At 74.1% G+C, this 20,304-nt stretch carries 25 protein-coding genes; 15 read left to right on the forward strand and 10 right to left on the reverse strand.

Features of this window, described 5'->3' with window-relative positions; genetic code table 11:
* Positions 1–49: 49 nt before the first annotated feature.
* Positions 50–1,528: an FAD-dependent monooxygenase gene (locus ACFY2K_RS13595; protein ID WP_380525790.1), complete on the reverse strand. Its 1,479-nt coding sequence runs from the start codon at positions 1,526–1,528 to the stop codon at positions 50–52.
* 62 nt (positions 1,529–1,590) lie between these two features.
* Here ACFY2K_RS13595 and ACFY2K_RS13600 point away from each other — a divergent pair, with 62 nt between their 5' ends.
* The 3 genes from ACFY2K_RS13600 (at position 1,591) to ACFY2K_RS13610 (ending at position 5,994) form a co-directional block, all read left to right on the forward strand.
* Complete coding sequence (locus tag ACFY2K_RS13600) at positions 1,591–2,226, forward strand: TetR/AcrR family transcriptional regulator C-terminal domain-containing protein (RefSeq protein WP_387711369.1); 636 nt, start codon at positions 1,591–1,593, stop codon at positions 2,224–2,226.
* Positions 2,227–2,434: 208 nt separating this feature from the next.
* Positions 2,435–3,052 carry a hypothetical protein gene (locus tag ACFY2K_RS13605; RefSeq protein WP_387711371.1) on the forward strand — a complete coding sequence of 206 codons (618 nt, stop codon included), beginning with the start codon at positions 2,435–2,437 and terminating at the stop codon, positions 3,050–3,052.
* 161 nt (positions 3,053–3,213) lie between these two features.
* Complete coding sequence (locus ACFY2K_RS13610) at positions 3,214–5,994, forward strand: M4 family metallopeptidase (protein WP_387711373.1); 2,781 nt, start codon at positions 3,214–3,216, stop codon at positions 5,992–5,994.
* Positions 5,995–6,019: 25 nt separating this feature from the next.
* On the opposite strand, the gene ACFY2K_RS13615 is transcribed toward ACFY2K_RS13610, so the two are convergent.
* Complete coding sequence (locus ACFY2K_RS13615) at positions 6,020–6,460, reverse strand: hypothetical protein (protein WP_387711375.1); 441 nt, start codon at positions 6,458–6,460, stop codon at positions 6,020–6,022.
* Between the two features lie 11 nt (positions 6,461–6,471).
* A complete protein-coding gene (locus tag ACFY2K_RS13620; protein ID WP_387711376.1) occupies positions 6,472–6,993 on the reverse strand; it encodes a peptidylprolyl isomerase in 522 nt (173 codons plus the stop codon).
* A gap of 106 nt (positions 6,994–7,099) precedes the next feature.
* On the opposite strand from ACFY2K_RS13620, the gene ACFY2K_RS13625 reads away from it, so the two are divergent.
* Both ACFY2K_RS13625 and ACFY2K_RS13630 read left to right on the forward strand, forming a co-directional pair.
* Positions 7,100–7,339, forward strand: a complete 240-nt coding sequence (locus ACFY2K_RS13625; RefSeq protein WP_380525799.1) for a hypothetical protein — start codon at positions 7,100–7,102, stop codon at positions 7,337–7,339.
* Between the two features lie 4 nt (positions 7,340–7,343).
* Positions 7,344–7,625 (forward strand): hypothetical protein, encoded by a 282-nt coding sequence (locus ACFY2K_RS13630; RefSeq protein WP_380525801.1) that lies wholly within the window; start codon positions 7,344–7,346, stop codon positions 7,623–7,625.
* Positions 7,626–7,738: 113 nt separating this feature from the next.
* On the opposite strand, the gene ACFY2K_RS13635 is transcribed toward ACFY2K_RS13630, so the two are convergent.
* Positions 7,739–9,097: a hypothetical protein gene (locus ACFY2K_RS13635; RefSeq protein ID WP_380525803.1), complete on the reverse strand. Its 1,359-nt coding sequence runs from the start codon at positions 9,095–9,097 to the stop codon at positions 7,739–7,741.
* A 149-nt stretch (positions 9,098–9,246) separates the two neighbouring features.
* On the opposite strand from ACFY2K_RS13635, the gene ACFY2K_RS13640 reads away from it, so the two are divergent.
* Complete coding sequence (locus tag ACFY2K_RS13640) at positions 9,247–10,182, forward strand: NAD-dependent epimerase/dehydratase family protein (protein ID WP_380525805.1); 936 nt, start codon at positions 9,247–9,249, stop codon at positions 10,180–10,182.
* Positions 10,183–10,361: 179 nt separating this feature from the next.
* Positions 10,362–11,180 carry a hypothetical protein gene (locus ACFY2K_RS13645; RefSeq protein ID WP_380525806.1) on the forward strand — a complete coding sequence of 273 codons (819 nt, stop codon included), beginning with the start codon at positions 10,362–10,364 and terminating at the stop codon, positions 11,178–11,180.
* 67 nt (positions 11,181–11,247) lie between these two features.
* Here the strand turns inward: ACFY2K_RS13645 and ACFY2K_RS13650 are convergent, their stop codons facing one another.
* Positions 11,248–11,577 (reverse strand): DUF1330 domain-containing protein, encoded by a 330-nt coding sequence (locus tag ACFY2K_RS13650; RefSeq protein ID WP_375897036.1) that lies wholly within the window; start codon positions 11,575–11,577, stop codon positions 11,248–11,250.
* 284 nt (positions 11,578–11,861) lie between these two features.
* On the opposite strand from ACFY2K_RS13650, the gene ACFY2K_RS13655 reads away from it, so the two are divergent.
* From ACFY2K_RS13655 to ACFY2K_RS13665, 3 genes are all read left to right on the forward strand, one after another.
* Complete coding sequence (locus ACFY2K_RS13655; protein WP_380525808.1) at positions 11,862–12,812, forward strand: hypothetical protein; 951 nt, start codon at positions 11,862–11,864, stop codon at positions 12,810–12,812.
* A gap of 154 nt (positions 12,813–12,966) precedes the next feature.
* On the forward strand, positions 12,967–14,049 hold the full coding sequence (locus ACFY2K_RS13660; protein ID WP_387711380.1) for a response regulator transcription factor: 1,083 nt from the start codon (positions 12,967–12,969) through the stop codon (positions 14,047–14,049).
* Between the two features lie 83 nt (positions 14,050–14,132).
* Positions 14,133–14,792, forward strand: coding sequence for a hypothetical protein (locus tag ACFY2K_RS13665; RefSeq protein WP_387711382.1), 660 nt, complete (start codon positions 14,133–14,135; stop codon positions 14,790–14,792).
* Between the two features lie 33 nt (positions 14,793–14,825).
* On the opposite strand, the gene ACFY2K_RS13670 is transcribed toward ACFY2K_RS13665, so the two are convergent.
* The 5 genes from ACFY2K_RS13670 to ACFY2K_RS13690 all read right to left on the reverse strand — a co-directional run bounded on the left by ACFY2K_RS13670 (position 14,826) and on the right by ACFY2K_RS13690 (position 17,240).
* On the reverse strand, positions 14,826–15,350 hold the full coding sequence (locus ACFY2K_RS13670) for an SMI1/KNR4 family protein (protein ID WP_380525814.1): 525 nt from the start codon (positions 15,348–15,350) through the stop codon (positions 14,826–14,828).
* A gap of 50 nt (positions 15,351–15,400) precedes the next feature.
* Complete coding sequence (locus ACFY2K_RS13675) at positions 15,401–16,207, reverse strand: DUF4253 domain-containing protein (protein WP_387711384.1); 807 nt, start codon at positions 16,205–16,207, stop codon at positions 15,401–15,403.
* Between the two features lie 48 nt (positions 16,208–16,255).
* Entirely contained in the window at positions 16,256–16,723 is a 468-nt protein-coding gene (locus ACFY2K_RS13680; protein ID WP_380400224.1) for an NUDIX domain-containing protein, read from the reverse strand.
* A 74-nt stretch (positions 16,724–16,797) separates the two neighbouring features.
* Positions 16,798–17,037, reverse strand: coding sequence for a hypothetical protein (locus tag ACFY2K_RS13685; RefSeq protein WP_387711386.1), 240 nt, complete (start codon positions 17,035–17,037; stop codon positions 16,798–16,800).
* On the reverse strand, positions 17,034–17,240 hold the full coding sequence (locus ACFY2K_RS13690; protein WP_380525821.1) for a hypothetical protein: 207 nt from the start codon (positions 17,238–17,240) through the stop codon (positions 17,034–17,036). Before ACFY2K_RS13690 ends, ACFY2K_RS13685 begins: the two co-directional genes overlap by 4 nt.
* Positions 17,241–17,387: 147 nt before the next feature.
* On the opposite strand from ACFY2K_RS13690, the gene ACFY2K_RS13695 reads away from it, so the two are divergent.
* The 5 genes from ACFY2K_RS13695 to ACFY2K_RS13715 all read left to right on the forward strand — a co-directional run bounded on the left by ACFY2K_RS13695 (position 17,388) and on the right by ACFY2K_RS13715 (position 19,784).
* On the forward strand, positions 17,388–18,212 hold the full coding sequence (locus ACFY2K_RS13695) for a Scr1 family TA system antitoxin-like transcriptional regulator (protein ID WP_387711388.1): 825 nt from the start codon (positions 17,388–17,390) through the stop codon (positions 18,210–18,212).
* Between the two features lie 10 nt (positions 18,213–18,222).
* Positions 18,223–18,417: a DUF397 domain-containing protein gene (locus ACFY2K_RS13700; protein WP_380525879.1), complete on the forward strand. Its 195-nt coding sequence runs from the start codon at positions 18,223–18,225 to the stop codon at positions 18,415–18,417.
* Between the two features lie 208 nt (positions 18,418–18,625).
* Positions 18,626–18,829, forward strand: a complete 204-nt coding sequence (locus tag ACFY2K_RS13705; RefSeq protein ID WP_387711390.1) for a DUF397 domain-containing protein — start codon at positions 18,626–18,628, stop codon at positions 18,827–18,829.
* A gap of 110 nt (positions 18,830–18,939) precedes the next feature.
* A complete protein-coding gene (locus ACFY2K_RS13710) occupies positions 18,940–19,428 on the forward strand; it encodes an XRE family transcriptional regulator (protein ID WP_387711392.1) in 489 nt (162 codons plus the stop codon).
* Positions 19,429–19,586: 158 nt separating this feature from the next.
* Positions 19,587–19,784 carry a DUF397 domain-containing protein gene (locus ACFY2K_RS13715; protein ID WP_375897063.1) on the forward strand — a complete coding sequence of 66 codons (198 nt, stop codon included), beginning with the start codon at positions 19,587–19,589 and terminating at the stop codon, positions 19,782–19,784.
* The last annotated feature ends 520 nt before the right edge of the window (positions 19,785–20,304 follow it).

Raw genomic sequence — 20,304 nt, forward strand, 5'->3', positions numbered from 1 at the left:
GCGGACCGGGGCGGCGGGGAGGCTCCCCGCGGCCCCGGCCGCGCGCCCCTCAGGGGGCCAGGCCCGAGGCGGTGAGGGCGGCGGCTGCGGCGGGGCCGGGGCCGTCGGGGGCGTCGGTGCGCCAGGCGAGGTGGCCGTCGGGGCGCAGCAGGGCGGCGGTGGCGGTGTCCCAGCCGGGGTGGGGGCGGGTGAGCGGGGCGCTGTGCAGGGTCAGGCCGGGGCGGGCGAGGTGGTCCGGGCGGGTGGAGCCGGTGAGGTCGAGCAGGACGGGGCGGCCGGGGCGCAGCAGGGTGAACAGGGTGGTGGCGCCGAGGTGGAGGTCGGGGGCGCGGGTGCCGGTGAGCGGGTGGGCCTCGGGTCCGTCGGGGGCGGCGGGGTAGCGGACGGCGAGGCCGGCGGAGCGGGCGGCCAGGGTGTCGGAGAAGGTGGGGACGCCGTCGATGAGTTCGCCGAGCAGGTCGCGCAGGGCGAGGGTCTCGGGGCTGTGGTCGGCCATCAGGCCGCTCTGGGCGCGGGTGCTGCGCAGCAGTTCGGCGCCGACGGGGTGGCGTTCGGCGTGGTAGCTGTCGAGGAGGGTGTCGTCGGCGGTGCCGTGCAGGACGCGGGCGAGTTTCCAGCCGAGGTTGAAGGCGTCCTGGAGGCCGACGTTGAGGCCGGGGCCGCCGGCCGGGAAGTGGCTGTGGGCGGCGTCGCCGGCCAGGAGGACGCGGCCGTGGCGGTAGTGGGCGGCCTGGCGGGCGGCGTTGCCGAAGGTGGAGAGCCGGCCGGGGTCGCGCATGCCGTAGTCGGTGCCGGCGATGTGGCGGACCTTGGTGCGCAGTTGGTCGAAGGTGGGCGGGCCGTCGGGGCGGGTGCGGTTGGTGGCGGCGTCGTTGCCGACGACGCGGTGGATGCCGCCGGGCAGCGGGAAGACCATGAGGGCGCCGCGCTCGTTGGCGAGGGCGGGGGTGCGGGGCGGGGTGTCGAGGACGACGTCGCCCATCCAGGCCCAGAAGGTGGCGGGGGTGCCGGGGAAGTCGATGCCGGCGGCGCGGCGCACGGTGCTGCGGGAGCCGTCGCAGCCGACCAGGTGGGCGGTGCGCAGGCGGTAGGGGCCGTCGGGGCCTTCGACGTGGACGGTGACGGCTTCGTCGTCCTGGGTGAGGCCGGTGACGCGGTGGCCGCGGCGCAGGTCGGCGCCGGCGGCGACGGCGTGCTCGGCGAGCAGGTGTTCGGTGCGGGCCTGGGGCAGGGCGAGGGTGTAGCGGTGGGGGGTGTCGAGGCGGGTGTAGTCGAGGCGGGCGGGCAGGGCGGCGAAGTGTCCGGCGGGGATGCGGACGCCTTCGGCGAGGAAGGGTTCGAGCAGGCCGCGGGAGTCGAGCATCTCCAGGGTGCGCGGGTGCAGGGAGGTGGCCCGGGAGTGCGGGTCGGGTTCGGTGCGGGTCTCCAGGAGTGTCACCTCGGCGCCGTGCAGGCGCAGTTCGGCGGCGAGCCAGAGGCCGACGGGGCCGGCTCCGGCGATGACGACCTGGTGGGTGGGTGTGGTCATGGGTGTCCCCTCCACGGTTCTTGGTCAGTGACCAATGGCGTTGGCCCCAGTACACTAGGTCAGTGACCAAGAAGCAAGCTCCGCCCGCCGGGCAGCCCCGGCTGGACACCGCCGCCGTGGTGCGCGCGGCCCTCGACCTGCTCGACGACAAGGGCGCCGGCGCGATGTCGGTGCGCGGCGTCGCCGAGCGCCTGGGTGTCCGGATGAACACCGTGCTGTGGCACGCCAAGACCAAGGGCCGGCTGCTGGAACTGATGGCCGACGCGATCGTCGCCGGGGTCGACCCGGACGGCCTGCCCGGGCCCTGGCGGGAGCGGGTGCGCGAGCTGTCCCACCGCTACCGGCGCGCCCTGCTGGCCCACCGCGACGGGGCGCTGATCGTCGCCGGGACGTACGCGGCCGAGCCGGCCACCCTGCGCCACGCCGACGCCGTACTGGCCGCACTGCTGGAGGGCGGGCTGGACGAGCAGCGCGCGGCCTGGACGTTCTGGAGCATCCAGTACCTGGCGCTCGGCCTGACCCAGGAGCAGCAGGCCCTGGCCGCCCAGAGCGGCGAGCACTCCCTGGCCGGGGCGCTGGCCGACGGCGCCCACCCGGCGCTGGGCCGGGTCGCGCGGCACCTGGAGGGCGACGACTTCGACGCGCGGTTCGCCTTCGCCCTCGACCGGCTCCTCGAACAGCCTGGCGCGGCGGGCTAGTTCGCGACCACCGGGCGCGGCGGGGCGGTCCGCGACCGCCGGGCCGGCGAGGAGGGCGCGGCCGGTGCGGCCGTGGCGATGTCGCAGCCCTGTCACCGTCGCGGGAGAAGCCTGGCCACGGGGGCCGGGCGGGCCCAGGATCGGGAGCGGTGGCGGGACTGCGGCGTCGGGGGCGGGTGTGACCGGGACGGGGTTCGAACGACGGTGCGTGGCGGTGACCGCGGCGGCGACGGTGACGTCGGCGCTCGCGGGCTCGGCCTCGCTGTGGCCGTGGTCGCAGGACGATCCGGTGCCCGGGTGGCTGTGGTGGCTGTGCGCCGCGGCGGCGGCGGCGCTCCCGGCGGCCTGGCTCCCGGTGCGCCGCCGCGCCCCGGAGCGGGAGCGCGGGACGGGCACCCGGGCGGTGGGGTTCCTGCTGCTGACGCTGCTCACGGTGTTCCTGGCCGCGCAGGTCGCCGGCACCGTGCGGGAGCGGCTGGGCCATCCGCGCCGTACGACGGCCTGGGTGACGGGCTGCCGGGTGAGCGGCCAGGAACCGGGCGGGGACGGCGGCGGCCTGGGCGCGAAGACCTACGCCTGCACGTTCCGCTGGAGCGTCGACGGGCGGGAGTTCAGCGCGGAGCGGCCGCAGGGGCCGTATCCGCGGGGCCACGAGATCACGGTGTGGCTGGACGAGCGGGGGCGGATGAGCACCGGCCGGCCGAGCTGGCTGTCGGTGCCGCTGTTCGCCCTGCCCCTCCCGTTCACCGTCTACGGCGCGGTGTTCCTGGGCCGCTGGACGGCCGAGGACCTGAGGGAGCGGTGGCACCGTGCGGGAGATGCGTGAACGCACCTCCCGCACGGGGACGTTGAGGGGAGCGGGGAGGCGCGCGGGACCGCACATGATGAGCAGTCAATCGACATATGTCGCCGGACTGCATATGGTGGGTGGGCGCGACCGCACCGCCGTGCCGTCGCGCCCCCGCATCCGCACGCGAGAGGACCGCCGTGCCCCAACACCCGCGCACCGCCCGTACCTTGGCCGTCGCCGCCGCCACCGTGGCGCTGGCCCTGACCGCACCGACCGCCCTGGCCGCGCCGACCGCCCTGGCCGCGCCGGCACCCGCACCGGCGTCCGCGCCGAGCGCCGGCGGCGCCGACCCGGTGCCCGCCCTGGTCGAGGGCCGGGACACCGCCGCCCCGCAGCTGGTGACCGGCCTGGCCGAACCCGCCCCCGGCGACCCGGTCCGGGCCGCCCGGGACCACCTGGCCGCCCACCCCGAGCGCTACCGCGTCGACACCGGCGAGCTGACCGAACTCGCCTCCACCCCCGGCCCCGACGGCCGGCGCACCGTCAGGTTCGAGCAGCGCCACGGCGGGATCCCCGTCCTCGGCGGCCAGTACCTGGTGCACCTCACCGGACAGGGCGACGCCCAGAAGGTCGAGTCGGTGGGCGGACGCTACTTCACCGGCCTGACCGCCCCCACCACCCCCGCCGTCCCGGCCGAGGCCCTGCGCGCCGCCGCGCTCGACGCGCTGAGCGACCCGCAGCAGCGCACCGGCGCCACCGCCGAGGACCTGGGCGCCGTCGTCCTGCCCGGCGGCCCGGGCCGCCTGACCGAGCACTACACCGTGCGCCCCGGCACCGGCGGAACCGGCGGAACCGGCGGAACCGGCGCCACCGCCCGCGAGGTGTACGTCGACGCCACCACCGGCACCGTCGCCCTCGCCCACGACGCCCGCGCGCCCCGCCCGGCGGCCGCGACCACGGCCCCGGCCCCGGCCCCCGGTGCCGCCACCGCCGACGGCCTGCGCCCCGCCACCGGCACCGCCCCCGACGCCCACGGGCGCCCCGCCGCCGTCAACATCGCCCAGCGCCCCGACGGCGGCTACCAGCTCACCGACCTCACCCGCCCCGCCGCCGTCACCACCTACGACGCCGGCGGCCGCGACGCGGGCGACTTCGACCACGTCATGCCCGCCGACGCCGTCCCCGCCTCCTCCCCCACCCCCGCCTTCCCCGCCGCCACCGGGGACGACGGCGCCACCGACGCCCACGTCAACGCCGGGATCGTGTACGACTTCTACCGCGACCGCCTCGGCCGCAACGGCCTGGACGGCCAGGGCGGCCCGATCGTCTCCGTGGTCAACGTCAGCGACCACGGCGCCCCGTTCCCGAACGCCTTCTGGGACGGCGGCAAGATGGTCTACGGCGCCCTCCCGGGCCACTACCCCTTCTCCGCCGCCCTGGACGTCTCCGGCCACGAGATGACCCACGCCGTCATCGACCACACCGCCAACCTGACCTACTTCGGCCAGTCCGGCGCCATGAACGAGGCCCTCGCCGACTACTTCGGCAACGCCATCGAGGTCACCGCCCGCGGCCTGGCCATGGACGACCCCACCGCCGCACTGCTCGGCGAGTCGCTGTGCCGCACCGGCACCCCGCAGGACTGCGCGAACCGCCGCCTGGACGACCACCGCACCACCGTCGACGACTACCTGGGCACCCTGGACGTCGACACCGGCGGGGTGCACCTGAACTCCACCATCTTCGGCGGCGCCCTGTGGGACGTGCGGCGCACCCTCGACCCGCTCACCGCCGACCGGGTCGTCTACCACGCCCTCGCCGACTACCTCACCCCCTCCGACGACTTCCTCGCCGGACGCGACGCCGTCCTCGCCGCCGGCCGCGACCAGGGCCTGGACAAGCGCCAACTGCGCGCCGTCGCCACCGCCTTCGACGCCCACGGGATCCGCGCCGGCTGGCAGCAGCGGCTCGGCATGGACGCCCGCACCCTGCTGCCCGCCGCCCCCAACGGCCAGGCCACCCCCGTCGCCGCCAACGGCCACTGGGTACTCCTGGCCGACGGCCCCGACGGCAACGGGCTGTACACCGGCACCACCGACGGCCGCGGCAAGCCCGTACGACTCAGCCCCCAGGACGGCCGCTTCCACAGCTGGGCCGCCACCGACGGCACCACCGCCGTCTGGGAGGCCCAGGGCGGAACCGGCGGCCCCGGCAAGGAGATCCTCACCGCCCCGCTCACCGGCACCGGCCCGGTGCGCAGCCTGCTGCGCACCACCGACAGCCTCGACGGGCTCCAGGTCTCCGGCCCGGACACCGCCTACGCGCTCACCGACCACACCACCGGCCGCACCCGGGCCTACCTCGTCCACGACGGGGCCCCGGCGGTCGGGATCCCGCTGCCCGAGGGGCACGGCCTCTTCGGCCTGACCCTGCGCGACGGCCTGATCGGCTGGACCGAGACCTGGCAGGACGGCGACCGGACGGTGACCGCCCCGACCGTCTACTCCATCGCGGCGGGCAAGGTCACCGCCCAGTACACCGCGCACGCCCCGGCCGGCTCCGGGCCCAGCCGCACCTCCTCCACCCTGCTGGCGGGCGGGCGCCTGGTCTGGCTGGACACCCCCGTCGACCCGGCCGGGCGCAGCACCATCCGCTCGGGCGCGGTGGACGGCTCGGGGATCGTGGACGTGCTGGCCGCGAGCTCCCCGCAGGCCCCCCGGTTCGCCACGCTGACCGCCTCCGACCAGGCCATCAGCTACCAGCTGACGTCGGCGAAGCCGGCCGGCGGCTGGACCAACGCGGCGCTGCCCAAGCTGTGGCAGGTGCCGCTGGCGGGCGGCCCGGCGCAGCGGGTCTCCTGCGACCGCGGCGGCCAGTACGCGGTGGCCGCCGACCGGGGCACCCGGGTGGTGTGGCTGGACGCCACGGCGGGGCGCGCCGACCTGGTGACCCGGGAGCGCCCGGCGGGCGGCTGCTGAGCTCCGGCCTGGACTCCCGCCCGCGTCAACTCCCCTGCCGCCGCCCGTACTTCTCCGGGCGGCGGCTCGGCCGTTCGGCGTCCAGGAGGGCGAGCACCTCGCGCACCGCCACCCGCCCGGCCCTGCGGTACGCGTACTCGCCGGTGTCCACGTCGTGCACCGTGGTGTGGTGCACGACCAGCGCCAACGCCGTTACGGTGCCGGGTAGTTGCTCGGCCAGCTCGGCACGCACACCCTCGACCAGGGCGGCGTGGCAGCGGTCGAGGTCTCCGGGCCCGGGGGTCCCGCGCACGGTGGCGCCGTCGGCGACCTCCAGGTGCACGCCCTCCTCCCACGGCTCGAAGTCGACCGTGGCGTCGGCGACGGCGCTCGGGCAGCCGCCCTGGAACACGTAGCGGGCGCGCACGCCGCGTACCGGGCGGGGCGGGAAGGCCGCCGGCCCCGGGCTCACGCGTTCCGGGCTCACGCGCTCCGGGCTCACGCGTGGGTGATCTCGACCTCGGTGATCACCACGTCCTGGACCGGGCGCTCGCCGTCGGTCTCGGCGGCGGCGATCGCGTCCACCACGGCCTTGGAGGCGGCGTCGGCGACCTGGCCGAAGATGGTGTGCTTGCGGTTGAGGTGGGTGGGGGTGCCCACCGTGATGAAGAACTGCGAACCGTTCGTGCCCGAGCCGGAGTTGGCCATCGCCAGCAGGTACGGCCTGGTGAAGAACAGCTCCGGGTGGAACTCGTCCGGGAAGGCGTAGCCGGGCCCGCCGGTGCCGGTGCCGGTCGGGTCGCCGCCCTGGATCATGAAGCCCTTGACCACCCGGTGGAAGGTCGTGCCGTCGTAGTACGGGCCGCTGCCCGGCTCCCCGGTTCGCGGGTCGGTGTACTCCCGGGCGCCCTCGGCGAGTTCGACGAAGTTGCGGACCGTCTTCGGCGCGTGGAACGGGAACAGTTCCAGCCGGATCGGGCCCGCCGTGGTGTGCAGGGTGGCGAACCGGGCGTTGGCCACGGGTGTCTCCTTCGTCGTCGGTCCTGTTCGGTGTTCGGATCCGCATCCTGGCACATGCGAGGATTCGTGGCCGAACCGGTGAAGGAAGAAGAGGGGTGACACCGAGATGGTCGGAGCGGTGCTGGTCGGGGTGCTGGTGCTGGTGCTCGCCGGGTGCGGGTGCGTGGTGTGGGCCTCGCGCGGCGGGCCGGGGTGGGTGCGCGCGGTGGCGGCGGTGACGCTCGGTGCGGGCGACCTGCTGCGCGGCGCGGAGCAGCGCCGGCGGCGGCGCAGGCAGCGGGAGCGGTGGCTCCTGGGCAGCAGCAACGGCAGCGGCAGCGGCGAGGGTGGCGGGGACGGGAGCTGAGGGGGTGCCGGACGGGCAGCGGCTGCGGCGGGTCTTCGAGGCGGTGCCGGCCGAGGCGCTGGCCGGGCGCGGGGTGGCGACCTGCCTGGGTCTGGACGACCCGACCGAGGGGGCGCTGTGGGCGGTGTACGGCGCCGCGACCGGGCACTGCGCCGGGCCCGGGGCGGGGACGGTCGAGGAGCTGGTGGCGGCCGCCCGCCGGGCCTTCGAGGGGCAGTTGGACGGCTCCGACGCGGCGCGTTGGCGTGAGCGGCTCGCGCGCAGGTTCACCGAAGGCGGGCGCTGAGCTCGGGGGCCGGACGCGGCGCGTCCCCGGCCGCCGTGGTGGGCACGGCGGCCGGGGACGCGAGCGGGGGTCAGCCCTCGGTGTGTCGGTCCCGGCGTGTCAGTCCCGGCGTGTCAGCTCTCGGCGGAGCGGCGGCGCGAGAGCGCGACCAGGGCCGCGCCCGCGGCGAGGGCCGCGGCGGCGCCGCCGGCCTCCCAGCCGAGGCCCTCGGTGCCGGTGGCGGCGAGCGAGCCGCTGCCGGTGGTGCTGGTGGCGCCGGTGACCGTGGTCCCGGTGGTGCCGGTGCTGCCGGTCCCGGTCAGGGCGGCCGGCTGGACGGTCTGCGGCTGCTGGGCGCCCTGGTCCTGCTGCCCGGCGGGCTTGTCGGCCGGCTTCTCGGCGGGCTTGCCGGCGGCGGCCTCGTCCGCGGCGCGGGCCGTGGCCCAGCCCTCGGCGAGGAACTTGACGATGTCGTCGTAGCTGCCCTCCAGCGCCTTGCCGGCCGCCGCGCGCACGGCCGGGCCGCCGGTCTCCATGAGCTGGGAGACCTTGACGCGGTTGTCGGTGGCGCGCAGCTTGGGCAGGTCGCTCAGGAACTGGGCGACGTCGGCGGGGGTGCCGGCGAGGGCCTTCTTGGCGGCCTCGGTGGTGTGCGGGCCGGTGTTCTTGTCGGACAGCGCGACGAAGAGCGCGACGCGGTCGTCCGAGGCCTTGGCCTTGGGGTAGCCCTCCGCCAGCCACTTCGCGACGTCCGCGTCGCTGCCGTCCAGCGCCTTGTTGGCGCCCTCGCGCACCTCGCGGCCGCCGGTGGCGAGCAGCTGGGAGACCTTGACGCGGTTGTCGTCGGCGCGCTGCCTAGGCAGCTCGACGTCGAGGAAGTGCCGCAGCTCGGCGGCGCCGCCCTTGAGGGCCTTCTCCCCCGCCTCACGCACGCCGCGGCCGGTGTCCGGGTCGGCCAGGAGCTTCTGGATCTCGGCGCGGTCCGCGTCCTCGGCCTGGGCGGCCGGCAGGCCCTCCGAGAGGAACTTCAGCAGCTCCGCCTCGCTGCCCTGCAGCACCTTGCCGCCGGCCGCGCGCACGGCCGGGCCGCCGCGGTGCATGTACTGGGAGACCTTCACCCGCAGGTCGTCCAGGCGGTTCTTGGGGAAGTCGATCTCCAGGAAGTGCCGCAGCTGGGCGGCGTTGCCCTTGAGGGCCTGCTCGGCGGCCTCGCGCACACCGGGGCCGGTGTTCTTGTCGTCCAGGAGCTTCTGGATCTCGGCGCGGTCGCGCTGCTCCTGCCCCTCGGGGGCCTGGGGGCGGCTGCTGGTGCCCGGGCCGCCGTTGACGCCGTCGTCGCCGGGGGTGACGTCCGGCGTGGAGCCGGAGGCGGTGTCAGGGCCGGTGAGCCCGGTGGGCTGGGGGGCGTCGGCGGCGGAGGCCGAGGAGGGGAAGAGGACGGCGGGCGCCAGGACCGCGGCGGCGACGACGGTGGACACCCGGGGCAGCTTCATGCGGGCAGACCTGTTTTTCCTGTGAAGAGATCTTGAACGCCCGACAGCATAGGTCCTTTTTTGCTATTGCCATACCAGGTATTTGCCGAGCTCTCCCAGACCGGAACAAACCGTCAGCGCCTGTCGGCGACGGCCCCTAGGGTGGGCGCGTGAGCTTTCACCTCGTCGTCGGACACGGGCCCGCCGGGGCCGCCACCACCCGCCTGCTGGCCGAACAGGGCCACGAGGTCCGGGTCGTCACCCGTACCGGGCGCCCCGCCGCCCCCGCCGACGGCGTCGAGCACCTCGCCCTGGACGCGAGCGACCCGGCGCGGCTGGCCGAGGCCGCGCGCGGTGCCGTCGCGATCCACGGCTGCGCCGCGCCGCCGCTGCCGCAGTGGGCCGGGCACTGGCCCGCGCTCGCCGCCGCGCTGTGCGCGGCCGCCGAGGACAGCGGGGCCGTCCTGGTGATGCTCGGCAACCTGTACGGCTACGGCCCGGTGGAGCGGCCGATGACCGAGGACCTCCCGCTCGCCGCCACCGGCCCCAAGGGCCGGGTCCGCGCCGCGGCCTGGGAGCAGGCCCGGGCCCTGCACGAGGCCGGGCGGATCCGCGCGGTCGAGGTGCGGGCCTCCGACTTCTTCGGCCCCGGCGTCACCGAGGGCGGCCACCTCGCCTCGCGCGCCGTGCCCGCCCTGCTCAGGGGCCGCCCGGTCGCCGTCCTCGGCGACCCGGACGCCCCGCACAGCTGGACCTACCTGCCCGACGTCGCCCGCGCCATGGTCGAGGTCGCCGGCGAGGAGCGCGCCTGGGGCCGCCCCTGGCACGTCCCCACCGGCCCCGCCCTGCCCGTGCGCACCATGGTCGAGCGCCTCACCGCCGAGGCCGGCACCGACCCCGTCCCGGTGCGCCGCCTCTCCCCCGTCCTGCTCGCCGCGGGCGGCCTGTTCTCCCCGCTGCTGCGCGAACTGCGCGAGACCCGCTACCAGTTCGACCGCCCCTTCGTCGTGGACTCCAGCGCCTACGAGGCCGCCTTCGCCGTCCGCGCGACCCCGCTGGAGGAGCAGCTCGCGGCCACCGTCGCCTGGTGGCGCGAGCGGTCGTAGCCGGGCGGGCCCCAGCGGCGGGCGGCCGCAGGGGCCCGGGGGGCGGCAGGGGCACCGGGGCGGCAGGTGACGGACCGGCGTACGGGGCGGTAGCGGCGCGTGGCAGGATGACCACCGCACGTACGCGAATCGTCGTACGTCCGTGCGCAGTTCGTCTGCCCAGGATCGGGGGGATCCTTGTGTCCACGACCAGAACTCCAGTCGCCGCCGGTGCGGTGGTCGCCGTCGCCGCAGCCGTCGCCCTGACCGGGTGCGCGGCCAACAATCTCGACCTGCCCAGCCCGCTGTCGGCGGGCAGCGCCTCGCCGTCCGGGCCCGCCGTCACGGCCGCCCCGCCCGTCGGCACCACGCCGACGATCGACGCCGCCCCGCCCACCGCCCCGCCCGTCGTCAGCTCCCCGAGCCCCACGGCGAGCGGCCCGAAGCCGCTGAGCGGGCGCCAGTTGAAGCCGCTGCTGCCCACCTCGGCGACCCTGCCGGCCGGCTGGACGATGAAGGACAGCAGCGAGACCGACACCGGCGACAACTTCGAGGACGATCCGTACCCGACGCTGACGGACAACCCTTGCAACTGGCTGACCACCGCGGGCGGGAACAGCCTCGCGATGGGCTACCAGACCGCGCACGCCGAGGAACTCGTGTCCGAGGACGTCAACGAGGCCGGGATCCACCTGGGTTCCTACTTCCCCGGCACCGCCACCAAGCAGCTCGCCCTGATCCGCGCCTACGCCGACAAGTGCAAGACCTACACCGGCCAGGACTGGGACAAGAAGCCCGTCCCGCACACCGTGACGGTCACCTCGGTGCCCAACCTCGGCGACGAGGCCATCGAGGTGAAGAACTCCCCGACGGGCCCGTACGCGACCCGGGACGTGCTCGCCGTCCGGATCGGCGACAAGGTCCTCCTCCTGGACGGCGACAACATCGTGGACCGGCTGCCGCACATCAAGGACCTCGCCGTCCCCATCGTCCAGCACATCCAGCAGGTCAGTCCCTGAGACCCGGGGCCCGGCGGCGCACTCGGCGTCCTCGACACCCCCGGCGTCCTCGGCGTCCTCGGCGTCCTCAGTGCGCCTGGAGGCTGTCCGCGCCCCGGTAGCCGGCCGGCACGCCCTCGATCAGGATGATGTCGGCGTTCATGTGCCGGGTGCGCAGCGGCAGGATCTCCCGGTAGGCGGGCGAGTCCCACCAGGCGCGGGCCCGCTCCAGGTCGGGGAACTCGATGACGATCGTGCCGCCGGTGCCCCAGTTCCCCTCCACCGTCTCGTACGTGCCGCCGTGGACGACGAAGCGGCCACCGAAGGGGTCGAGGGTGGCGTCGATGCGCTCCAGGTACTCCACGATGTCGGGGCCGAACTCGACCGAGTGGACCTGGGCGATCGCGTAGGCGGTCATGGGGTGCTCCTGGGGGTTCGCCGTGGGTGGTTCCTGCTGACGTCCCCGACGGTAGGGCGTGGGGGGTGGCGGGCGAATCGGTCGCGTATCGGTAGGTCGGTGGGTCGGTAGGTCGGTAGGTCGGTAGGTCGGCAGGGGTGACGTACGGACGCCCTCGGGGGTGCCGGGCGGGTCCGAGAAAGCTCGGATACCGGCGGGTGACGGGTTCCTGACAGGGTGGGAGTCGGTCGGCCGGCCGTACCGCCCTCGCTCCCCTGCCCCTGCCTCCTCGATCTGGAGATCCCTTGCGCTCGCTCATCCGACGCATCGTCCTCTCGGCCGCGCTCGCCCTGGGCGGCCTGGCGCTCGCCCCCGGCGCGGCCTCGGCCGACACCCCTGCGACGGTCCTGTTCAACCAGGCCTCCGAACGCTGTCCCGACGGCGCGGTGTGGGACACCCAGGACATGCACCCCTGCGCGCCCTCGAACAACCCGGGCAAGTGGGTGTTCACCCCGGTCCCGGGCTGGAACGGCGTCTACACGATCAACAACGAGGTCGACAAGCGCTCCTGCCTGACCGCCTCCGACAGCCGCCCGAGCGGCACCCAGTGCTACACGAACGTGACCAGCCAGATGTGGAGGATCACCCCGTACACGGCGGCCGGCCAGACCGCGAAGTACGACATGGTCGGGGTGCGGATCCAGAACGTCTCCAGCTCGCTGTGCCTGGACAACACCGAGAAGAACTTCGGCGGCTGGAAGCTCTACATGTTCGGCTGCAACGACGGCGCCTACCAGCAGTGGGACATCTACCGCAGCAGCTACGAGGCCCTGTTCGGCCCGGTCGGCGCCCACAAGGGCATGACCTGGGCCAACCTGGAGCAGCGCGCCGACAACGTGGTGCACGTCGGCTACGACACGGCCAGCAACCCGTACCAGGGCGACACCCCGGCCGGCACCCAGCTGCCGGTGCTGTGCCTGCGCAAGGACGGCCGCCCCGCCCCGGCGGGCGTGCCCACCAGCGGCTTCCACAGCTGGGCCGGCGGCGAGGTGAAGGCCACCGCGCCGGTGCCCGGCACCCAGCTGAGCAGCCGGGCCACCGCCGACCAGCTGTGCGCGGCCTCGTTCGGGGCGGGCTTCCGGATGGCGGAGTTCCACGACGCGTCGGGCTGGGGCCTGTGGGCCAACGGCACCCTGCCGACCCAGACCAGGTTCTGGACCGCGATCGACGACCAACCGGCCAACCCGTGGAGCTGACCGCCACGGCGGCGCGTCACGGGTGATCGGGGGCGGGGGCGGGTGCCGAGCAGTGGCACCCGCCCCCGAATTTTTCGGTCACCCTCGGCCTGCTCCCGGCCATTCGTTCGTACGTCCACCGACAACGGGGGCCCGCTTCCCTAGCCTTCGGTCCGTGGCCAAACGACGTGACATCGAGCGGGAAGTGCTGGGCACCATCGGCGAACTGGCGGCCGCCCGGCTGCCCACGGCCGAGCTGTTCCGGGAACTGCACGCCCTGCTCCAGGGCCCCCTCGGCTTCGACGGCGGGTGCTGGCACGGCACCGACCCGGTCACCGGGTTCCCCACCTCCACCGTCGCCTCCGGCCTCGACCCCGCCTGCTTCGAACAGGCCGTCCGCCTGGAGCTCCAGGGCGAGGACGCCACCACCTTCGAGGCCATCCGCGCCGCCGGGCACCGGGTGCAGAGCATCGGCCGCGCCACCGACGGCCGCCCCGAACGCAGCCTCCGCTACCGGGAGTTGCTCCAGCCCTGCGGCTACGGCGACGAACTGCGGATCAACTTCGACCTCGGCGGCGGCCGCTGGGGCAGCGCCGCGTTCATGCGCGAGAACGGCCGCGGCCCCTACGAGCTGCCCGAACTGCGCCTGGCCGCCCGCCTGGTCACCCCCGTGGGCACCGCCCTGCGCGCCGCCCACCGCGCCTCGCTGTGCCCCACCCGCACCACCACCGCACTCCCCGCCCCGGCCCCGGCCGTCGCCGTCCTCGACGTCCACGGCCGGCTGCGCTCCGCCGACGCGGCGGCCCGCGACCTCATCGCCCGGATGGCCGAACCCGGCGGCCTCGTCCCGGGCGTGCCCAGCGGCTTCCTCACCGTCGCCCGCCAGGCCGCCCGCACCGGCCGCCCCGCCGAGGTCCGGGTGTGCACCCCCGACGGCCAGTGGCTCGCCCTGCACGCCACCCCGCTCGACGGCCCGGCCGACGGTGTCGCCGTCATCGCCTCCCCCGTCTCCCCCGTCCAGCACCTGCCGCTCGCCGTCCTCGCCCACGGCCTGTCCCCGCGCGAACAGCAGGTCGCCCTCCACGCGGTGCGCGGCACCAGCACCAAGGACATCGCCGCCCTCCTGCACCTGACCGTCCCCACCGTCCAGCAGCACGTGGGCGCCATCCTCGACAAGACCGGCACCCGCACCCGCCGCGAACTCGTCACCCTCCTGATGGCCGGCCACCTCCCCACCCTGGGCCTGCCGCCGCAGTGACGGGGTTGCGGTACGTACGCCCTGACGGTTCGTGTAGCATCCGCCCAGCTCGAACACATGATCACGCGAACGGGGTGGGCTGGATGCCGCAGGAAGACGACAGCAGCGGGACGACGAAGCGGCGCCGGCAGGCCCTGGCCGTCGCGGCGGGGGCGTGCGTCCTCGGCGCGGCCGGGCTCGGCGGGGCGCTGCTGCTCACCGGCTCGCACGGCAGCACCGCCCCGGCGGCGCAGGACGCGGCGGCCACGTCCAGCCCCTCCCCCGCGGCCACGCCGTCCGGCACGCCCTCGGCCTCGCTGTCGGCCTCCCCCTCGGCCTCGGTCGAGGCGCCGACGACGGCCCCGGTGCCGGGGGAGACCGGGACGCCCACGGCCGTCCCCACCGTCGTCCCCGCGGCCGACCAGGCCGAGGACGGGGCCGAGGCCGCGCCCGAGCCCGCCGCCACCAAGCCGGCCCCGGCCCGCCCCCGCACCACCCAGGCCCCGGCCGCCCACGCCCCGGCCGCCCCGGCGAAGAAGCAGCCCGCGGCCGAGCAGCCGCCCGCCCCCGAGCCGGCCCCGGCCCCGGCCCACACTGGGAACCCGATGTTCGAACCGACCGTTCCGCCCCGGCCGGTCCCGCCGGCCCCCAAGCCGGTCCGCACCGACACCCCCTGCCCGCCCGGCCAGGCCATCACCTGGGACGGCTGCCGCCCGCTGCTCGGCCCGGTCATCACCCTGGGCCCGACCACCCCGCACGGCTGAGCGACCCGGGTCCGGCCGTCGGGGCGGTGGGGATCACGGCTGGCGCGAGCGCCACAGGTCGGGGCCCATCGACCGGTCCAGGTACTCGTCGGCGTCGGGGAACCCACCCTCGATGACGGCCGCGAGGAACTCGGCCATGCCGCCGTCGAAGCGGACCATCTCACTGATGCTGAAACGCCACACCACGACCGGCCACTCGTCGGGGTCGCCGGCCGAGGTGTCCCAGCAGAAGTAGTCACAGCCGGTGTTGTTGGCCCACGCGAGCAGGCACCCCTTCGCCGGGAACGGCTCGTACGGGCGGCCGGACACCCCGTCCCAGGTGTACCACTCCGCCAGCATCTCCCCGACGTCCTTGTTGAAGTAGTAGAGGCTGTTGAAGGTCTCCTCCTCCGGGCCTCCGGGTTCGAGCACCGGCGACGCGAACCTGATGTCCCCGCCGAACTCGAGATAGCCGTACCGTTCCACGAGCTCGCGGTAGTCCGAGGGCAGCCGGACCCCGAGCCGGTCGATCGACCCCTCCCAGTCCACCTCGGCGCGCTCCCGGCCGGAATCACCCATGATCTGTACGAGCCTGTCGATACCGCTCGTCATGTCACCCCGCACAGCGCTCAGTCCCACCAGAAGCTCCACTGGTGGGAGTCGACGAGCTGCTCGGCGTAGGCGGTGAGGGTGCCGGCGCCCTGGTGGACCTGGTCGGGGCAGAAGGCGGCGTGCTCGGCGGCGAGCGGGAGCGCCTCGGCGACGGTGGCGGGCGGGACGGGGACGCTCAAGTGGAGGGTGTCGAAGCCGACTTCGACGAGCTGCGCGCCGAAGCGGCGTTCCCAGTCGGCGAGGACGGCGGCGATCCTGGCGGTGTCGTTCTCGTGGTTCAGCGGCCCGCTCCACCCGCACGCGGCCAGCGCCTCGGCGCCGCTGCGGGCGGGCACCAGGCCCAGCCGTACGTCCTTGAAGGACGCCAGGACCTCGGCCAGGCCGCGCGCCTCGGCGTCGGCCGCACCGGCCGGGACGGTGACGGCGGGGGCGGGCCCGGGCCAGGTCCGGCCGTAGGGGGCGAGGACCTCGGCGAGTTCCCCGTCGTCGCCGCCGTCCTCGTCCTCGTCCTCCTCGCTACCCGCCTCCCACCAGGTGCGCAGCAGGGCGGCCGAGTCGTACGACCCGAAGTCGGAGACGTGCTCGGGGAACAGCTCGCCGGACAGCCAGGGGCGGAAGTCCGGGTCGCCGGCGCTCAGCGGGCTCAGCAGCAGCGGCCACAGTCCGCTGCGCGGGTGGGCGCGGTGCAGCTCGGCCCACAGGCCGGCGGGCGCGGGCCCGTCACTGATCCACAGCAACGGCTGCGTGCCCGCCCCCTCGTCCCCGACGACGGGACGGCCGGGCGGCAGGGGGACGGGCGGGGCGGTGTCGAAAGGCCAGGTCATGCGGTGAACGGTAGGGGCGGGCACTGACAGCGGGCCGGCCGGTGTCGGTCAGTCGGGGCGCTGGCCGTGGAGGAGGAGGGGGAGGGCGCGGCCGGTGAGGGCTTCGGCGGTGCGGGCGGCCTGGGAGGGGGCCATGTGGTTGGGGAGTTCGTGGACGGGGACGAAGCGGGCGCCGTGCAGGCGGCTTCGCTTCTGGGGCGGGACGGTGAGGGGGTGTTCGTCGCGCAGGGTGCCGCCGTCGAAGACGAGGTTGAAGCGTTCCAGGTAGCGGTCGGAGGGGGTGTAGTCGAGGGCGACGGCGTGGGTGAGGCGCAGGATGATGCCGGTCTGAGCGTGCAGGTGGCGGGCGGCGGCGCGGTGCGGGGGCTCGTTGGCCTTGCCGGGGCCGCCGGGCAGGATCATGCCGTCGAGGTAGTCGGGGTCGACGAGCAGGACGTCGCCGTGCTGGTTGCGGACCAGGACGAGACAGCCGAGCCGACAGATCGGGGGCTTGGCGAGGAGGCGGGGGTCGTGCACGGGGAGTTCACTTCCTGAGGACGTACAGCAGGACAGCGGAGATACAGGCCCACCAGATGAGGCGGGCGAGGAGTTCAGTCGTCATAGGTGAGGCGCTCGTAGCGCAGGCCCTTGCGCAGCAGGTCGACGATCCGAAGGAGGTCCAGCGGGCGGGCCGTGAGGTGCAACAGGTACTCGCACGTCATCTGGCCGGTGTCCCAGTCGACTTCCAGGGTGGGCAGGTGGACGCGACCCAGGGCGAGGACGGTGGTCAGGTCGTCCAGCACGGCGGCGGCCTGCCGGCGCTGCTCGGCCGTGACGCGGGAGAGGGTCACAACTCCCCCGGCCGCTTGTGGACTTCGAAGAGCCGCCAGGCGGAGAACGCCTCGGTGAAGGAGGAGAAGCCGCTGCGCTCACCGTCGGGCCTGCACAGCCACGCCCCGGTGCACTCGTTGCGCACCCGGTAGCACCGGTCCTCGGTGTCCCAACGGACACCGTAGCCATGGAGCTTGGCTGGTTGAGGGGGCTTCATGACCATGACTGATCACCTTCCGTGCGGATCTGTAGTCACACGAGTCGATTCACAACCGACTTCACTTTCCGTGCCTCAAGCGTCGCTCACCGCAGCTACCCTGACCAGCGTGGACGTGTGCCACAACGCAGCTGGACACACCGGAGGAACGCCATGGCCTTCAAGCCCAACAAGTTGGACCCAGGGCGTTCGGCCCGCGACCTGTTCGGCTGGGAGATGCGCAACCACCGAGAGCTCGCCGGCTCCATGTCGCTTGATCAACTGACCGAGATTCTCGGCTGTTTCTCGAAGGGGCATCTAGCCCGAATCGAGCGGGCGGAATCGATGCCGCCGCCCGAGCTCCCTGCCAAGCTCGATGTCGCGTTCGGCACCGACGGACGCTTCGGCCGCATCTACCTGCTCGCCAAGAACGAAAAGTTTCCCGGCAAATACCGTCAATGGTCAGAAATTGAGGCTAAGGCTGAGGCCATCGAGGAGTTTTCTGCAGCCACCATTCCAGGGCTCCTCCAAACCCCCGAGGTCGCACGCCACTCACTGCTCGCGGGTCACCCGCAGGCAACCCCGCAGGAGCTCGACGCACTGGTACTGACGCGTCTCGGCCGCCAGAAACGATTGGTTTCGTCGGCCCCTCCACACTGCTGGTTCATTCTTGACGAGTCGACTCTCCGAAGGCCTGTCGGGAGCCCCGCAGTGATGAGGCAGCAACTCGACGCCATCGCGTCGGACCAGAGACCCCACATCACAGTGCAGGTCTTGCCATTCACCGCAGGGGTCCACGCCGAGATGGGAGGATCGCTCTTCCTCTATTCGGTGCCGGGCCGTCCGTTGGTGGCATGGGAAGAAGGTGCTCGCAGCGGTGAACTCATCGAAGATGCCGAGGGCGTAGCCGCCCGCCGGAGGTCATACGATCTGCTCAGGGCCATGGCCCTGTCGCCCAGAGACTCTCGGGCGGCGATCAGGCGCATCTCGAAGGAGTAAGGCCGTGCATGTGAACCAGCACGAAAGCTGGCGAAAGAGCAGCCATAGCAACAACGACGGCGGCGCCTGTATCGAAGTAGACGATGCGCACCCGGGTCTCGTGCGAGACAGCAAGGACCCCGAGGGTCCTCGACTCCGCTTCTCGCCGACGGCCTGGCAGTCCTTCGTGACCGCCGTCCGCAGCGGCGAACTCGACGCCCCCTGACCCCCAAGCGTTCGGCCCCGCCGCCCCGGCCTCCGGGGTGGCGGGGCCGTCTCCACGCCTCCGCCAGGTTCAACTCCCCCAGGCCACCTGCGACTCCAGGGGTGATCAACCAGTGACCCTGCCGAACCCCCTCCGGGCGAACCTCAAGACCGGCCACGACCTGAAAGTCGGACCCGCCGACTTCCCACTCCTCCAGGAGGGAACCGCCATGAAGCCCAACTCACCCATCACCTGGGTCAAGTCCTCCCACAGCACCGACGGAGGCCAGTGCGTCGAGGTTGCTCCTGGCTTCCCGGACGTCATGCCGGTCCGCGACTCCAAGGACCCCAACGGCCCCACCCTCGTCTTCCCCGCCGCCGCCTGGCACTCCTTCGTCACCGCCGTACGCACCGGCGAGTTCGGCCCCCGCTGACCCCGGCACCTCAGCCCCGCCGCCCCGGCCTCGGGACGGCGGGGCCCCAACCCTCCCGCCACAAACGCCGGCTCCACGCCCACCACACCGAGACCTCGGGGTGATGAACCGTGACCCTGCCGAACATCCTCCGGGCGAACGTCAAGACCGGGCACGACCGGGAAGTCCTCGCCATCTATCCGCACCGCTCGGCCTGCCCTCGATCGGTGTGGGCGCAGCTGATCGCGGAGGCCCGGTCCGAGATCTTCCTCGCCGGGTACACCAACTACTTCGTCTGGCTGGAGCAGCCCGAGTTGCTGCAGACCCTGCGCCGCAAGGCTGAGGGTGGGTGCCGGATCCGCTTCCTGCTCGGCGATCCGGATTCCGACACGACGCGCGAGCGCGAGCAGATCGAGGACGTGGCCCTCACCGTGTCCACCCGCATCAGGGTCACGCTGGAGAGCTTGGGCAAGCTCTCCAGCGTCGAGGGGATCGAGGCCCGTTTCAGCGCCCCGGAGGACGGCCCGAACCACGTCGGCCTGTCCGTCTTCCGCTTCGACGAGCACGCCCTCGTCACCCCCCCCACCTCGCCCGCACGGTCGGCCACGACTCGCCCCTGATGCACCTGCGGCGCAGCGGGGAGAACGGCATGTTCGACCGCTTCACCGAGCACATCGAGGAACTCTGGTCCCGGGGCCGCGACATCCGCAGCACCACCACAACAGACGCATAGGAAGTCGGTCCCGCTGACTTCCCACTCCTCCAGGAGGGAACCGCCATGCACCCCGACTCCCCCATCACCTGGCGCAAGAGCACCCACAGCGGCAGCGGCGGTCAGTGCGTCGAGGTGGCGGATGCCCGTCCAGTGCGCGTGCGGGACAGCAAGGACCCGGACGGCCCTCGTCTCAACTTCTCGCCAGCCAGTTGGCAAGCGTTCATCATCGCCATACGGGCTGGCGAGTTCGACGGCGTCTGACCCAAGCGTTGGCTCCGCCCCTCCGCCAAGTCAACTCCCCGCGCCACCGCGACTCCAGAGCTGATCCACGAGAGACCCGGCAGAACCTGCTCCGGGCGAACCTCAAGACCAGCCACGCCGGAAAGTCGGCCCCGCCGACTTCCCACTCCTCCAGGAGGGAACCGCCATGGACCCCAACTCCCCCATCACCTGGCGCAAGAGCGCGTCCTGACCGATCCGGCTCGCCGACGGTTCGTGCTGCCGTTCCCGACGCGGCGTTGGTCATCGCGGGGATGCTTAACTCGGAGCGACTGGCGGGCAGTTCCGCCACCCCGCCCTACCGAGGACTTCCGGGTGACCTGACGCCGCGCCCGCCACGTCACCCGGTCGGCGACCTGGTGAATCGGCCTTCTCTCCGCGTGCTCCGAGGCCTCCTGAACCGCCCGCGGGAATCCGTCCGTCAACCCGGGTGAACGGACGTACACGGCGGGCCCGGGCGGTCGGGCAGACCGGCCGGCCCGCGGGACCCGGCAAGTCCAAG

Origin of the sequence: Kitasatospora sp. NPDC001309 (assembly GCF_042896295.1) — a bacterium.
In the GTDB taxonomy this organism is placed as follows: Bacteria; Actinomycetota; Actinomycetes; order Streptomycetales; family Streptomycetaceae; genus Kitasatospora.

Bases quoted from the DNA above. Each gene is read 5' to 3' on its own strand.
- ACFY2K_RS13595 (WP_380525790.1), bottom strand. From the start codon at position 1,528: ATGACCACACCCACCCACCAGGTCGTCATCGCCGGAGCCGGCCCCGTC.
- ACFY2K_RS13625 (WP_380525799.1), top strand. From the start codon at position 7,100: ATGGTCGGAGCGGTGCTGGTCGGGGTGCTGGTGCTGGTGCTCGCCGGG.
- ACFY2K_RS13635 (WP_380525803.1), bottom strand. From the start codon at position 9,097: ATGAAGCTGCCCCGGGTGTCCACCGTCGTCGCCGCCGCGGTCCTGGCG.
- ACFY2K_RS13650 (WP_375897036.1), bottom strand. From the start codon at position 11,577: ATGACCGCCTACGCGATCGCCCAGGTCCACTCGGTCGAGTTCGGCCCC.
- ACFY2K_RS13665 (WP_387711382.1), top strand. From the start codon at position 14,133: ATGCCGCAGGAAGACGACAGCAGCGGGACGACGAAGCGGCGCCGGCAG.
- ACFY2K_RS13670 (WP_380525814.1), bottom strand. From the start codon at position 15,350: ATGGGTGATTCCGGCCGGGAGCGCGCCGAGGTGGACTGGGAGGGGTCG.
- ACFY2K_RS13675 (WP_387711384.1), bottom strand. From the start codon at position 16,207: ATGACCTGGCCTTTCGACACCGCCCCGCCCGTCCCCCTGCCGCCCGGC.
- ACFY2K_RS13690 (WP_380525821.1), bottom strand. From the start codon at position 17,240: ATGGTCATGAAGCCCCCTCAACCAGCCAAGCTCCATGGCTACGGTGTC.
- ACFY2K_RS13695 (WP_387711388.1), top strand. From the start codon at position 17,388: ATGGCCTTCAAGCCCAACAAGTTGGACCCAGGGCGTTCGGCCCGCGAC.
- ACFY2K_RS13705 (WP_387711390.1), top strand. From the start codon at position 18,626: ATGAAGCCCAACTCACCCATCACCTGGGTCAAGTCCTCCCACAGCACC.
- ACFY2K_RS13715 (WP_375897063.1), top strand. From the start codon at position 19,587: ATGCACCCCGACTCCCCCATCACCTGGCGCAAGAGCACCCACAGCGGC.